This window comes from Klebsiella sp. Lac1, from assembly GCF_009825425.1.
GTDB lineage: Bacteria > Pseudomonadota > Gammaproteobacteria > Enterobacterales > Enterobacteriaceae > Klebsiella > Klebsiella electrica.
Window position 1 is genome coordinate 2,571,938 of the sequence record NZ_VJZJ01000001.1, and the last position, 15,006, is coordinate 2,586,943.

Annotated in this window: 11 protein-coding genes and 1 pseudogene; 4 read left to right on the top strand and 8 right to left on the bottom strand. The window is 46.6% G+C overall.

All coding sequences use genetic code 11. The annotated features are described in order from the left end of the window. Positions 1-167 precede the first annotated feature (167 nt). Positions 168-1,043, top strand: coding sequence for a helix-turn-helix transcriptional regulator (locus FNY10_RS12715; protein WP_100684138.1), 876 nt, complete (start codon positions 168-170; stop codon positions 1,041-1,043). A 28-nt stretch (positions 1,044-1,071) separates the two neighbouring features. Here the strand turns inward: FNY10_RS12715 and pta are convergent, their stop codons facing one another. From pta to FNY10_RS12730, 3 genes are all read right to left on the bottom strand, one after another. Beyond that, positions 1,072-3,264 (bottom strand): phosphate acetyltransferase, encoded by a 2,193-nt coding sequence (gene pta, locus FNY10_RS12720; RefSeq protein ID WP_160702668.1) that lies wholly within the window; start codon positions 3,262-3,264, stop codon positions 1,072-1,074. Between the two features lie 106 nt (positions 3,265-3,370). Further along, entirely contained in the window at positions 3,371-4,525 is a 1,155-nt protein-coding gene (locus tag FNY10_RS12725; RefSeq protein WP_416309036.1) for an iron-containing alcohol dehydrogenase, read from the bottom strand. Positions 4,526-4,621: 96 nt separating this feature from the next. After that, positions 4,622-5,992: an acetaldehyde dehydrogenase (acetylating) gene (locus tag FNY10_RS12730; protein WP_202395303.1), complete on the bottom strand. Its 1,371-nt coding sequence runs from the start codon at positions 5,990-5,992 to the stop codon at positions 4,622-4,624. A gap of 536 nt (positions 5,993-6,528) precedes the next feature. Here FNY10_RS12730 and FNY10_RS12735 point away from each other — a divergent pair. Next, on the top strand, positions 6,529-6,834 hold the full coding sequence (locus FNY10_RS12735; RefSeq protein ID WP_160702672.1) for a RidA family protein: 306 nt from the start codon (positions 6,529-6,531) through the stop codon (positions 6,832-6,834). A 184-nt stretch (positions 6,835-7,018) separates the two neighbouring features. On the opposite strand, the gene FNY10_RS12740 is transcribed toward FNY10_RS12735, so the two are convergent. The 4 genes from FNY10_RS12740 to licT form a co-directional block, all read right to left on the bottom strand. Beyond that, entirely contained in the window at positions 7,019-8,611 is a 1,593-nt protein-coding gene (locus FNY10_RS12740; RefSeq protein ID WP_160702674.1) for a carbohydrate porin, read from the bottom strand. Positions 8,612-8,807: 196 nt separating this feature from the next. Beyond that, on the bottom strand, positions 8,808-10,697 hold the full coding sequence (locus FNY10_RS12745) for a beta-glucoside-specific PTS transporter subunit IIABC (RefSeq protein ID WP_160702676.1): 1,890 nt from the start codon (positions 10,695-10,697) through the stop codon (positions 8,808-8,810). A gap of 555 nt (positions 10,698-11,252) precedes the next feature. Beyond that, positions 11,253-12,650, bottom strand: coding sequence for a glycoside hydrolase family 1 protein (locus FNY10_RS12750; protein ID WP_160702678.1), 1,398 nt, complete (start codon positions 12,648-12,650; stop codon positions 11,253-11,255). Between the two features lie 27 nt (positions 12,651-12,677). Then, positions 12,678-13,508: a BglG family transcription antiterminator LicT gene (gene licT / locus FNY10_RS12755; protein ID WP_160703293.1), complete on the bottom strand. Its 831-nt coding sequence runs from the start codon at positions 13,506-13,508 to the stop codon at positions 12,678-12,680. Positions 13,509-13,983: 475 nt separating this feature from the next. Between licT and FNY10_RS12760 the strand changes: the two genes are divergently transcribed. Continuing rightward, positions 13,984-14,175, top strand: a complete 192-nt coding sequence (locus FNY10_RS12760) for a hypothetical protein (protein ID WP_160702680.1) — start codon at positions 13,984-13,986, stop codon at positions 14,173-14,175. Between the two features lie 57 nt (positions 14,176-14,232). Here FNY10_RS12760 and FNY10_RS12765 read toward each other — a convergent pair. After that, positions 14,233-14,560 (bottom strand): annotated as a pseudogene (locus FNY10_RS12765) (transposase); the annotation flags it as partial. 34 nt (positions 14,561-14,594) lie between these two features. Here FNY10_RS12765 and FNY10_RS12770 point away from each other — a divergent pair. Next, positions 14,595-14,828, top strand: a complete 234-nt coding sequence (locus tag FNY10_RS12770) for a hypothetical protein (protein ID WP_416308802.1) — start codon at positions 14,595-14,597, stop codon at positions 14,826-14,828. The last annotated feature ends 178 nt before the right edge of the window (positions 14,829-15,006 follow it).

Sequence of the window (15,006 nt, forward strand, 5' to 3'; positions counted from 1 at the left end):
TGATTCCCGGACATACCTGTCATCCGGCGAAAAAAGGTAGCCAACGATCGCCGAAGATGATAGCTACTTTTAATCATTCGCTGCTATACTCTTTAACGGAATGTTTTATTTCTTCGGTATTTCAGTAATACTGATTGATATCGTTTCAGGAACAGGAGGCAGGGATCGTGTTCAGAATTCAAAGCTTCAATCGAACCGATGAAACACAGTTTTCATTGCCAACCAGTAATGTCAATTTACTTTATTATGACCTGCCAAAGAATTTTAGCGATGAGTATCGCTCTTATGATTCAGCACGGCTCTGTACGATTATCCAGGGTAGCAAAGAAGTCAGCATTAATAACTCTGAGCGATTCGTTTATAACCATAAACAATTTGTTCTCCTGCCGCCGCATTCCACCGTATTCATGTCAATGACAGAATATACCAAAGCCCTGGTTTATGAATTTAATGATGAGATCATTGATGAGGTATACCAGAAAGTATCTGACATACTTAGAATTGACGCGGTCCAGGAGATCTCTTATTCGGCCTTCCGGCTGGAGACGTTAACCGACCGGCTCTGCTCGCTACATCGCAGAACGCAGCAAATCATCATCGAAGAGGATGTTAACATCGACTTTTTGCTCGGGCTGACCAGCCAGGAGATCATCTATGAATTAATTAAGATAAAAGGATGTCATGAAATCATTCACCATCACCAGAAACATCCGATAAATAAAGCGATTCGTATTATGAACTCTTCAGAGGGTAATCGGATGTCAATTTCTGAAATCGCCGAGAGTGTCGATATGTCGCTGTCATTATTCAGTCAAAAATTTAAAACCATCACTTTACTGACGCCCAGAGACTATATAAAAAAACTTCGCCTAAGAAAATCCCTTGAGTATTTACAGAAAATGTCTGTGACGGATACTGCCTATGAGTTAGGTTTTGAAAACATCTCTCACTATATTAAAATTTTCAAACAAGAATATGGTATTACACCTAAACAATATCAATTAACAAAACCAGAAATTCTTCCGCTATTCGCCAGCAAATAAATTAACCTGAAGAATAGCGGAGCGCCAATCACAACGATTGAATGCATTCGCCACTGACGGTCAGGGTCGTTTCCCGGGCGACCTTATCTACCTGTTGTGCCTGAATAGCGGTCAGCGCAATGGTATAAACGATATCGTCCACCAGCGCCCCGCGAGAAAGATCGTTGACTGGCTTACGCATTCCCTGTAAGACGGGACCCATTGCAACGACATCTGCCGAGCGCTGCACTGCTTTATAAGCCGTATTCCCGGTATTCAAGTCGGGAAAGATGAGGACAGTGGCATTGCCAGCCACCGGTGAGCAAGGCGCTTTAGCCATCGCAACACTTCGTACCACCGCCGCGTCATATTGTAACGGGCCATCAATCACCAACCCGGGGCTTTTCCGTCTGGCGATACGCGTGGCTTCCCTGACTTTATCGACGCTACTTCCCTGCCCGGACTCGCCTGTGGACCAGGAGATCATGGCCACTCTCGGCTCAATACCGAATATTCGGGCGGTTTGTGCCGATTGTATGGCAATATCAGCAAGCTGTTGGGCATCTGGACAGGGATTAACCGCACAATCCCCGTATACCAGGACACGATCCGGCAGTAACATAAAAAAGACTGAAGAGACGCCCGACACCCCAGGCGCAGTTTTAATGATCTGCAGTGGGGGCGTCAGCGTCATGGCGGTCGTATGCCCGGCACCAGATACCAGACCATCGGCATCGCCATTTTCCAGCATCATCGTTCCAAGATAGTTGGGGTCCATTAACTTTTCCCGGGCTTTTACCTCATCCATGCCTTTTCCTGCACGTAACGCCACCAGACGGTCAAGATATTTTTCCCTGATGCTGTCAGGATCGATAATAATAATACTTTTACTTATTTTACATCGCGACTGCTCGGCAATCCGGCGCACCCGTTCAGGTTTACCGAGTAAAATACAGGTCGCCAGCCCCCTTTCAGCGCAAATCGTCGCCGCCTGAATCGTGTGGATTTCTTCCCCTTCCGGCAGGATAATTCGCTGCACCGTCTGACGGGCCATTTCTGCTATGCGATAACGAAAGAGAGACGGGGTCAGCGGCAGGCGTCGGTCAGGCGTATGCTTCAACCGCGCCAGCCAGTCGCAGTCAATATAACCGGCGATATAATGGCTGGTATTTCTGATCCTGACGCTATCATCCACTGGCAGTCCCATCCCTATCTCCGCAAGTTTTTGCGACACCTGCCAGCTCTCTTTTTTAATACCCAGCACTGGCAAGCCACTTTTCATCGCTTTGCGGCACAAGCTTTCCATATTGACAGACAAGTGAGTTTCGCCCAGCAATAACAGTGCGCCAAATTCAATCCCTGCCATAGCGGCCAGCGAGACGGAAGCAATAATATCCAGACGATCTGTGGTCGTGACCAGCAATGTGCCGGGGCGATAATAGTCAATCACATGCGAAAGCGCATGGCCGCAAAAAACAGTCTCACGTATCCGGCGAGTCATCATATCGCCGGGATTAATTATTGATGCGTCGAGCCCGCGGGCGACATCAACAGCCCGCAATAGCGTCAGCTCTTTACATGCCGGAATGCAGCCTATAATGGGCAGCGCGCAGTCCCTCAGCACCTGCATCACGTGATCATGTCTGGTATTCACCGGATAACGAAGCGTCGTGGCCTGTAAAGGCCCGATACCCCCCTCCTCATCATCCGGCACAATATATCTATTGATGATAATCCCGGAAATTTGCGATTTTAACCCACGCATCGCGGCACACGCCCATTCAACACGCGTCTTAATATCAATAATTCTTTCTCCGCCCTGAGACGCAACCAGAATCACATCCGCGCCTGATGTTTTCGCCAGTGCCTCATTTATCTGGTAGGCCCCAGGAAAATGGTCAGCCGGATAGATGCCTTCAACAAGGATAATATCAGCCGTCTGCGCCTCAGCATGATTTTCAATACGATAGATAACCTCTTCCAGAAATAGATTAAGTTGTTCGCTGCGCAGAGCATGATTCAGATGTGCGACTGAAAAGGACGCTATAACATGTGCACTACTGTTTAATCCAACCAGCATGCTGGCCATATTGCCAGGTATGACATCCCGGGTCTCCTGTGCGACAGGCCGAAAATAAGCACAGGTCATGCGCTGTTGCTCAATTGCCCGCAACAGACCAAGGCTCACGCTGGTTAATCCCGCTTCCTGGTCGATCGGGATCAGAATAATTATCTTAGGCATAATAAACTCTTTTATTAACCATCACTCCAGAGATAATGACCGTAGCGATCTCATCTCTCCCATATCAACCCATATTTAGTGGCAGGCCCTGATACGATGAATATTTTCACATAGCGGCAGACAATATTTCTTTAATTTGCTGTTTTGTTGCTATTCTGGGGTTAGTTAAGCTACAGGAATCCGCAAGCGTATTCTCGGCGAGGATATCGAAATCCTGCTCTTTAACACCTAATTCTGCTAACCCTCCCGGAATACCAATATCAGAAGAGAGTTGTTTAATTGCCGCCAGGGTTATGTCGACATTACGCACGTGATCTACGGATAGTTTAAGTCCCATCGCGTTAGCGATATCCATTAAACGCTGCGCGACCGCGGGAAGCCCGGCATTAAACCGCTGAACATGTGGCAGCAAAATAGCATTACATACGCCATGCGGCAGATTGTAAAAACCCCCAAGCTGGTGAGCAATCGCGTGCACATAGCCAAGGGATGCGGAGTTAAACGCCATTCCAGCCATAAATTGCGCAATGGCCATATTTTCACGTGCTGGTAAATTATCTCCCTGAAAGACCGTCGTACGCAGATTCTGCTGAATAAGATTAATCGCCTTCAGCGCCAGTCCGTCGGTCACGGGAAATGCCGATGTTGACATATAAGCTTCTATAGCATGGGTTAAGGCATCCATACCGGTAGCGGCAGTCAGCGATTTGGGCATATCCAGCATCAGTTCTGGATCATTAACCGACATAAGTGGGGTAACATTCTTGTCGATAATAGCCATTTTGATATGCCGCTGCTCATCGGTAATAATACAGAATCGGGTAATTTCTGATCCCGTACCGGCGGTGGTATTGATTGCGAAAAGAGGCAGTTGTTCTCTTTCTGAACAATTAATACCTTCATAATCTTCTATTTCACCGCCATTAGTAGCAAGCAACGCAATCGCTTTTGCACAATCATGGGGTGAACCACCACCAAAAGAGACAACCGCGTCGCAATGATGCTCCAGTAATACATTAAGCCCCGCTTTGACGTTGCTTGTAGTCGGATTAGGTAAGGCCCCTGGGAAAATGATGGTATCGACATCATGTCGATTAAGTAGCATTTTAAGCCGCCCCATCATCACTGATTCACTCAGAAAAACGTCCGTAACAATAAGACATTTATGAATACCAAAATCGCTAATTTTTTGAACCGCTTTGGCGATACAACCCGCTCCCATCATATTAATGGGAGGCATGAAAAATGTACTCTGCATAATATCTACCCTGATTTCAGGCAACATAAAGTTAAGCGAAAGCCGCTATTGCCATTTTAAATGGCAGCAATATTCATGATGTTTAGTAGAATTGGATAATTATAATAACATTAATTTTTCTGCATCATAGGCGACTCTTTTTATATTAATTAAGTGCTCCGGGCCGATATTATCCGATACCGAACTTCCTCCGATGGCACCGCACCCCAGCGTCAGCGCGGGCACCAGTTTTGTCGTCGCGCCGATCGCCCCCAGCGCACTGGGCGTATTAATCAAACAACGAGATACCGGCACCCGAGCAGCGTACTCACGGATCACCTGCGCATTTTGCGCATGAATTGATGCCGTATGACCGCTACCTTCGTTTTCCAGTAGCTCAACGCAACGGTCGATTGCATTCCCGGCATCTTCTTCGACATACAAAGCCAGAACCGGAGCCAGTTTTTCCCGTGAATAAGGATTTTGATGAGAAACGGAAAATTGCTGTGAAACTAATACTCTGACATCTCCCGGGATCTGGATACCCGCCATATCCGCAATATAACCAGCAGTACGACCGACAATTTCCGGATTCATCGAGCCATTGTCACGCAGGAGAATTTTGCTGATTTTTTCTGATTCCTGTTGTGAAAGGAGGTAACCGTCATTAATTTCAATAGCACGTTTCACCTGATCCTCAATAGATTTTTCAATCACAATAGATTGTTCAGAAGCACAAATCACGCCATTATCAAATGTCTTACTTTTAAAGATTTTCTTGATGGCCTCTTCTGTATCGGCTGATTTATCAATAAATGCCGGGCAGTTTCCGGGACCAACACCGATAGCCGGGTTTCCCGAACTATAAGCTGCCTTAACCATCGCTTCGCCGCCCGTGGCAAGGATCATGGCAATATCCGGGTGACGCATCAGTGCCTGCGTACCGTCCAGGGAAAGAAGGGTCATACAACCGATAATCCCTTCCGGGGCCCCCGCTTTAAGGGCTGCCTGATACACCACATTTACAGCTTCAATAATGCTATTTCGGGCAGAGGGATGGGGGGAAAGAACAATCCCGTTAGCCGATTTGATCGCAATAATCGTTTTATAAATTGCCGTTGATGTCGGGTTAGTGGATGGAATCAGAGCTGCCAGCACCCCCATTGGTGTCGCGATTTCAACGGTACTGGTCATCGGGTCTTCTTTCAAAACGCCAACGGTCTTCAGATCTTTGATGTATTGGTAAAGCGTAGTGCTAGCGAATCTATTTTTTACCATTTTATCTTCTACATTGCCGAAGCCGGTTTCATAGACGGCCATCTTCGCCAGCCGTTCCGATGCTTCTTCCGCCGCCGCAATCATCCCTGCGACAATAAAGTCAATTTTCTCCTGAGGATACATGTTCAATATTCGTTGAGCCTGTTTGGCTTTTTCGATCAGCGTAATAGCCTCATTTACAGAATCATTATGACAATTCATATCTTTCATCATTGGCTCCCGACAGCATCACTGTCTTTCTGGTTGGCTACACATATCTGCCTGCTTGCTTAGCAGCATAACGACCGGGAGAAATCGCAACTAATCTCCGTTAAAAAAAAATAGCTCTCATTTTAATCCAGCAGAAAAATATCCCTTATGCAGTTCACATTTTTGCTGTTTTTCTGATTTTACCCATTATGAACGCCACCCCGGCGGACAACGATGTGCCACCCGTGCCACATGCATCCACAAAGCAGAACATCGGGATACTCGTCATGTTGTGATCCCTGCGCGATCAGATCACCCGGATGATTGCTGGAAAGCGTTCATCCCATCATATATTTACATGCAACATCATCGTTTTTAGCAGACAAAATTTGCACAATTCATTATATTTCATGATGTTAAATAAGCTACGAAGGGAGATGGAATACCGGAGTGAAGGCGTAGGTAATTTTTTAATACCAATATTTCTTTTTGCGTTTCAGATCACGGATTGTTTTTTGATCAATGGAGTGAGGGCTCTATTAACCCAGGAGGTCGATCTCATGACACATTTTAAAAAGTCTTATCGCCTCATTGCATGTGGCGAGAAAAGCCAGGCCTGGTATAAAAATCAAGCCTGTCAATCACTGAAAAACATTGAGGAAATTCTAAAAAAAAGTCATGCATCGCTGGATACTGTAATTAAAACTACCTGTTTTCTTACCGATATGTCCCACTTTCCACAGTTCAATGAGGTCTATAAAAAATTTTTTAATGGTAAAAACCCACCCGCGAGATCCTGCATAGCCGTCTCTGGCCTGCCAAAAGAGGCTTTAGTGGAAATAGAGATAATAGCCTATATACCGTAAAGGCGATAAATTTTACCTTAGCGATATTCTGGCGCAATATTTTATAAACACTAAAAATATCCACCCTGCCTGATATATAATAGGGATAGTTATCTTTCTGCGTTGATGGCGTCACTATCCATCAACGCAGCTTATTAATGGCAGACAGTGCCAGTAGAATAACTCCCAGTCTCTGCTGTACAAGTCAGAAAAGCACCTCGACCTGCGCACCAAAACTTATCTGATAATTTTTATCGTCATTAAATCTCTGATGATCAATCTCGTTTTCCAGCGCTTTCAGATAAGTACTATAGAGACGTAACTCGGGGCGGGAGTTGAGGATACTGGTATCCACTTTATATACCTGTGCCAATGTCACCTTATAGCCAGACTCATTCAACGAGGTGTTATTGGTGCGATTTTCCTGTGTAAACCAGCCTAGTTCCAGGGCGGTCTGCATGTTTTTGTTCCAGATCCATGACGGGCGAATTACCGCGCGTGCGGTTTTAAAATCAGTATGCGCGCCGGTATAGGGTGAATACAGATCGTAACCACGGCCATATACCAATGCATGTGCCATGATGATTTTCTCTCCCAAATAAACCTCTCCTTGATCCACCAGTCGCCACCCGATTCCACCACGGTGAATACCATAGTAAGAACTATTGAAATCAAAATCAGGATTGGCGCTGGAGATATTCATAAACTGGCTAGCCAGAGAATTGTTGGCTATCTGCAGTGTTAACTCATTTGCCCCTTCCAGTACCGGGGTACGCAAAATCGCCTGCCCGAGCCAGGAGGATTTCACCTGATAATAGTCATTATCCGCCTGTGCTTTTTTCTGTTCATTCGTCTGGTTAGCGAAGGCATATTTCGCTCCCAGTTCCAGAGTTGAATGATCGGTTACTGGCAGGTTTTTATAACGAACTTCTGCAATATTAATGTTCACCTGTGTCGTATCGTTGCATGCGGAAGAGCCTGACGCGCAAACCGTACTGTAGTTATCTACATCATTACGCGTCAGCGCCATGCTGAGTGCGCCAACCGGTAGCTTCCAGTTTTCTATCCCTACGCCAGCACCTGATGAAGTCCGGTTGCTTTTCCAGTCCAGAAGCTGAATTTCATACTGAGGCAGCGTATGTTTGCCTACCCATACTGAGGCTTCAGGAGCAAACGGCAGCAGCCCGTTCCCCTCCACGTAGAGCTTACTGAGTTTGCCCATTCCACCGCCCGACATTCCTTTCTCAAATGACTCATTGCTCTGCGTGAGCCCCAGATCACCTTCGAATTGCACGTTTGCCCAGACGGATTTATCCCCGTCACGCCATGCCCGTTTTTTTAACGCCAGGTTATACCAGCCATCATATTCGTTACCAAAACGCCCCAGCGACCCCACGCCCCATGATTTAGGCCCACCGTTGGTGGTGGTCGCCCAACCGGAACGGAAATAACCGGAATATTTAAAGCCGCTGTCATCCTGTACGTACTGGCTGATCCTTTTCAACGTCCCGGGAGACAATTCCGGTTCTGCAGTTGGCGCTATAGCCGCAGTCTGCGTCGTCGCAACCGATTGAGGCGCAGTAGATATTGTGGATGCGGCAACAGCATGCTGCTGCGCTTTCTCTCTTTCTTCGTACATTTGTAGTTTCTGCTGTGTTGCGCGCAGCTGCGCTTCCATCACCTCCATACGCTGCTCGATAGTTAATTTTGGCGTCTTCGCCTGCCCGCCGGCTGCGTAACACGTCAATAATGCTACCGTAATTATGGTTTTTTTATAGATCTGGTTCTTAACCTTCATTATTTCCCCTCGATATTGAATCCCCTTAAAACAAAAAAGACCCGCAACCGGCGGATAAGAATCCGTCAGTTGCAGGTCTCGCCTGAATTAAATCAGTTACGTCCTGTAGGGTAGATCAGTTATGCATTAATATAGTTAAAACAGGCCATGATAATAATCATGGCCAGCGGTCACTATTATTCCACCATCAGCAAATTTACCGCGACAGCGACATCACTGCATCTCCAGATAGTATGTGAGTCCTGTCGCTGATTTGTAACCCATCCCAGGCTTCACTATTGGTAATGATAACCGGCGTTACGATGTCATAGCCTGCCTGTTTTATCTCATCTAGATCGAATATCAACAGGAGCTGGCCCTTTTTCACTTCATCGCCCTCTTTTACCTGCATATCGAAATATTGCCCATCAAGCTGAACGGTATTAATCCCGACATGAATTAATATTTCCGCCCCCGCCGTTGAACGAATGCCAATGGCATGACCGCTGGCGAAAGTGCTGGCAATGACCCCATCTACCGGGGCATAAATTCGCCCTTCGTCCGGAAGAATGGCCAGGCCGGGTCCAACAATCCCTGCTGAAAAAACCTTATCGTCGACCTCTGCTAGCGGGACAAGGGTGCCTGCAACCGGGGCAGTAATCTGCTCGGCAACAGCCGAAACCGCTTTTGCAGCCGGGGTTTTGCGTGACATGGCGCGATTTTCACCTGGCACACTTTCTGCAACGACTGGCGGTGCGACGGGATCATCGAACCCTACCACTAATGTCAGAGCCAGACTGCCAATAAAGGCGATGCTACAGCCGATAATGAAGCCAACAAAACCTTCACCATAGAAAATTGGCAGAGTCAGCAACCCCGGCATGCCCAGTGAAATAGCCGAGCTTTTGGCATAACCCACCACTGCGCCACCCAATGCTGCAGCAATCACCGCGCAGATAAAGGGTTTTTTAAGCTTCAACGTCACACCGTAAACCCCCGGTTCGGTAATGCCGAACAATGAAGCAATAAATGTACTCCCCGCCAGAGCTTTCAGTTTTTTGTCTCTGGTACGCAGCATGACTGCAAGTAATGCCCCGGCTTGCGCAAAAACAGACGGGCTGGAAGCGGCTTTAAGAAAGCTGTGTCCCATCACGGAAATATCGTTGATAAAGACTGTCACAAAACCCCAGTGCACACCGAAGATCACCAGTACCTGCCACGCTGCGGCCATCAGCGCACTGGCAATAATCGGGTTAAAGCTATAAATCGACACAAAGAGAGAGGCGACAAATTGGCTGATTGAAATGCCAACGGGCCCGATAGTCATTAGTGTCAGAGGGACCATCAACGTCAGTAAGAAGAACGGCGTCAGAATATTGCGCACACTTTCATGAATATACCGGTTCAAAAAACGCTCGATTATCGACATCAGCCAGATGCTGAAGATTACCGGGATCACCGTACCGGTATATTTCATCATGACGACCGGCAGGCCAAAGAATGTCACCGGCTGACCTGCATCGAATAACCCCTGAACGCTGGGGTAGATGAGTGCCCCTGCGATAGAAACGGCTACAAATATATTGGTTTCAAACTTTCGCGCCGACGTTATTGCCAGCAACATCGGCAGGAAATAAAACATACTGTCAGATGCTGCATGCAAAATAATATAAGTACTCTCTTTATTACTCAGCCATCCTGCGGCAAGTACAATAGCCAGAGCCCCCTTCAGCACCCCCGCAGCCGCCATCGCACCTAATAGCGGCGTGAAGATCCCTGCAACTAAGTCAATTAACCGCCCCAGTAATGAGACTTTATTTTTCTCCTCATGCTGAGCCGGTTGTTTTTTACCGTCATCCAATAGGCTGGATATTTCGCCAAACGCGCGAAAAACTTCCGGAACGCGGTTGCCAATCACCACCTGTAACTGACCAGACCCATTAACCACAGCGATGACGCCGTCCAGCATTTCGAGTTCTGCCAGATTCACTTTACCGTTATCGACAATTTTGAAACGCAGGCGCGTCGCGCAATGCACGAGCGTTGCAACATTACTCTCTCCACCCACCCGTTGCAGAATATCCTCTGCCAGTACTTTGCTATTCATAATGAGACATCCCGTTTCACAAACGACAGTAATAATCAGGCCACCCTTTGTATTGCCCATCTCTGCTGGCCAGCAGGAAAAAAAGCAAAAAAAAACCTGGATAAAACAGTGTGAAAACACACTGCTTTATCCAGGTCTCGCCCAGAAATTATCTGGTTACGTCCTTAGCTGATAACTACTTTTAACAAGTTCTGTTGAAAATTACCACTGCAACTGACTAATTTGTGAAACTTATCACTAAATTTTATCGCCGAGAAAATCAGAAAGCAGAACAGAGATAAATCAGGCCCTGTTGATTAATATCAGGTATGTCAATTCGGAACATTATTATTCCAACTCCGCTCTGTCTCCCCGTTTTTGACGTCTCTTATCAGCTTTTTATTACTGATAGCTAAAACTTCCGACATGATTAAACAGACCACTGACATTCCTCCTTCCCGGAAGGAGAACATAAAAAGGAACAAAAAAGCCGCAGGAGACGGTATAGATGATGTTGGGGTTGTCAAATCTATACCGCGATAAAAAACGGTTTGTTCCTCTTGCTGCGACTGGATATTAATCAGCCAGATTTGCGCCATTAGTGTGGATCACATCACGATACCAAAAGAAACTCTTCTTCCGTCGGCGTTCCAGTGTTCCGTTTCCGTCATCGTCACGATCGACATAGATAAAACCATAGCGTTTCGACATCTGCGCAGTCCCGGCGCTTACCAGGTCAATTGGCCCCCAACTGGTATAACCCAGCAACTCCACGCCATCTTCTATCGCCTCTCTGGCCTGCACAAGGTGAGCCTTCAAATACTGAATGCGGTAATCATCCTCAATTGAGCCGTCTGCTGCGGGTATATCTTTTGCCCCTAGCCCATTCTCTACGATAAACAATGGCTTCTGAAAACGATCGTGCAATTCATTAAGCAGGAAGCGCAGCCCCTGTGGATCGATTTGCCATCCCCATTCGGAACTCTCAAGATATGGGTTAGGGATCATCCGGGTAATATTCGTACGAGGGCTCTGATATAATTCCGGCTGCGCGGCAGCGCATCCACTCATATAATAACTGAAAGAGATAAAATCGACCGTTTCTTTAAGATCCTGCAAATCCTGTGCTGTCATGGTCAACTCAATATTATTATCGCGAAAAAATCGCTTAATCCAGGCTGGATACGCGCCACGGGCCTGTACATCACCAAAGAAAAGCCAGTCGCGATTAACACGTTGTGACTTCAGTACATCATCCGGTTTGCAGGTAACAGGATAACGTATTGCCCCCAACAACATACTGCCGATTCTGGCATCCGGGATGATCTCATGGCAGGCTTTAACTGCGCGCGCACTGGCGACCAGTTGATGATGGATAGCCTGATAAATTTCCTGGTGACTTCGTTCTCCTGTCAGCCCGACGCCAGTAAATGGCGCATGCAATGCCATATTAATCTCATTAAAAGTGAGCCAGTATTTCACTTTTTCCCGATAGCGGGTGAAGACTGTACGCGCATAACGCTCGAACAACTCAATCACTGCCCGACTGCCCCAGCCATCGTAGTGTTTGACCAACCCGTAAGGCATTTCGTAGTGGGAAAGCGTGATCAGCGGTTGGATCCCATAATGCGCCATTTCATCAAACAGACGATCATAAAAAGCCAGCCCTTCTTCATTTGGTTCGCCATCGTCACCATTCGGATAAATACGCGCCCAGGCAATTGAGGTGCGTAAAACTTTGAAGCCCATTTCGGCAAACAGCTTAATATCTTCAGGATATCGGTGATAAAAATCGATTGCGACATCCTTGATACAGTCGTTGGTGCCATCGCGTTCAACGACATTGCCATGTATCCCCTGTGGTTGCAGGTCTGAAGTCGAAATACCTTTTCCGCCTTCATTCCATGCACCTTCAATCTGGTTTGCGGCCATCGCGCCGCCCCACAGAAAACCTTCCGGAAATCTCATTTGCATTACTGCTTTCTCCTTATATTGCTGCTGTTAACCACCGCTCAGACGATTAATATGGATAGTCAAAAACATCACTTCATCGGTGGTGAGCTGGCATTGATAATTCCTTTCCACATAGCCATGAATTTTCATCGCGCAAGCATAGGCAGCGGGCATCATATCGGTAATCCCCTTATAAATACTTTCATCACCATGTTCGATGGTATTACGGTTCATCAGACGCAGTGCGAAGAATTTAAGATGGGTAATAAAGCGCTGATAATCCAGAGATTCTTCGTCATAGGTCAGGTTCAAATCGTATTTCAGGATCGTCAGTACATCCTTAATGATGGTGGCACTTTGCATCGTACTTTGCATATCACTGCTATTTCTGGCATTCGCCAGATGCAGGGCAATAAATCCAGCTTCATCTTCCGGAAGTCTGATGTTTAGCCTGCTCTCAATAAGTTGTAATGCCTCAAGTCCAACGGAATACTCCTGGGCATAAAAACGTTTAATATCCCACAGGAGAAAATTCTTTATCGCCAGCCCACTACTTTGCCGCTGAATGGCAAAATTGATGTGATCGCTTAATGAGAGAAACAAAGTATCCTGCACAGTAATAACCAGTCGCTGTTGCGCCAGGTTAATGATCTGCTGCGTGACGGCCAGATACGTCGGCGGAATTTCCGACAATAATTGCGAAAGAACATCAGCCAGACCTTCTGATTTTTTGATAAACTGACTCTCAATCTGGCTATTGTCGATCACATCTCCCGCTTTTTTGCCAAAACCAATACCCCGCCCAATTGCCACAATCTCTTCTTGCTTAGAGTTGGAGAGCAGGACAGCGTTGTTGCTGAGTATTTTTTCTACTTTCATTTCAGCCATCTCACTGTTTAATTCTGGGACCCTTTCTGACGAAGGCATACCAAAAAAAAGCAAAAAAAAACCTGATTCCATTGTTGCCGGATAAAGCAACAATGGAACCAGGTTTCGCTCAGGTCATTCTGATTACGTCCTGAGCATTCTTATAACGAATCACTGCATACAGCTCAAGTGCTTGTAGTGGAAAGTGTGACGATAATCATGGTTGGTTTGGCTACCGATGAAAAGCCGCGGTTCATCGAAGGCAGGGAGAGGCGCCAGCCCCATCAGGCGGCGCAAGCAAAAAGCACAGGTGGGATCGCTTTCCTCATGTAGCAGACAGGGAGCATCGCTCCCCTTAGATGACAATCCCATAGCCCTCTTGCAGAGAGTACAGGAACATACCAGGAGAGATTGTTGTCATTTGTATGTCATGAAAATGACATTTAATGAGTGTTGTAAGAGACATCGCCATGACAAGGGTTAGATTATGACAGTGATAAAAGCTGTGAATATTGAACAAACGTATGAACTACTCAACTCTAATCAGCACGAAGAAATAGAGCTTGATTTTGATATAGATACTGATGACTTTTTTAATATCGCAATCACCTATGGCGACAGAGGCGCAAAAATCAAAAGGAAAAAAGGCCGGTTTGTTATTAAACTCAAAAACAAGTAACCCTGTAAGGATGTTGCGAAGGGACTCTGTAAATAATTCTGTGTAACTGCCACCACGTCAAAGGTGATCGCTCAGGCGGTCACCGAACTCGATAATAAAGCGGCTCATCGCCAGTTCTGGATCGGCATACTCCATTTTTTCGATGCAACCTTGATTGCCAGGTAAATAACTTTTCGTACCGAGTCATCCGTCGGGAACACCTTGCGCTTCTTGATAGCTACGCGGATCACGCTGTTCAGCAATTCGATGGCATTCGTGGTGTAGATGGTATTGCGGATATCCGGCGGATAGCCGAAGAACGTATTGAGGTTTTCCCAGTGCGGACGCCAGCTTTTACTGATTGTGGGTATTTATCGTCCCAGGCATCCGCGAACGCATCCAGCGCCGTTTCAGCGGTCATAACACGCCATGTTCGCATACTGACTTACAGCGATCCTGCCCCGATGCCTCTGCTGGTGGCAAGTGAGAGCGTGGAAGTGGAAGCCATTAGCGCTTTACGCAATGCGTTTCTGTCTTTGAATATGCCGCAGGATGCCGTATTTTTACAGGTACTGGCGCTACAAGGCTTTATTGCTCCGCCTTCCGATGCCTGGAAAATTGTCAATGATCGGGCACAAATCTCATTCGCGCGAGGCTATGGAACGTTGCAATAAAAATAAAATCTCTTCCGAAAGTCATCGCGATTAAAACAGAAACAGCTAATCAAGATTACTGGGTAAATCAGGTAACCGACAAAACTTTCGCTTCATTCACGCTTGTTCAACCTTCCCATGTCATCCTCCCGGTAAGGCCATCTATCACGACACTCAGGTTCAATGCCTCCGACACATC

Bases quoted from the DNA above. Each gene is read 5' to 3' on its own strand.
- licT (WP_160703293.1), bottom strand. From the start codon at position 13,508: ATGAAAGTAGAAAAAATACTCAGCAACAACGCTGTCCTGCTCTCCAAC.
- FNY10_RS12740 (WP_160702674.1), bottom strand. From the start codon at position 8,611: ATGAAGGTTAAGAACCAGATCTATAAAAAAACCATAATTACGGTAGCA.
- FNY10_RS12730 (WP_202395303.1), bottom strand. From the start codon at position 5,992: ATGATGAAAGATATGAATTGTCATAATGATTCTGTAAATGAGGCTATT.
- FNY10_RS12745 (WP_160702676.1), bottom strand. From the start codon at position 10,697: ATGAATAGCAAAGTACTGGCAGAGGATATTCTGCAACGGGTGGGTGGA.
- FNY10_RS12735 (WP_160702672.1), top strand. From the start codon at position 6,529: ATGACACATTTTAAAAAGTCTTATCGCCTCATTGCATGTGGCGAGAAA.
- FNY10_RS12760 (WP_160702680.1), top strand. From the start codon at position 13,984: ATGACAGTGATAAAAGCTGTGAATATTGAACAAACGTATGAACTACTC.
- pta (WP_160702668.1), bottom strand. From the start codon at position 3,264: ATGCCTAAGATAATTATTCTGATCCCGATCGACCAGGAAGCGGGATTA.
- FNY10_RS12750 (WP_160702678.1), bottom strand. From the start codon at position 12,650: ATGCAAATGAGATTTCCGGAAGGTTTTCTGTGGGGCGGCGCGATGGCC.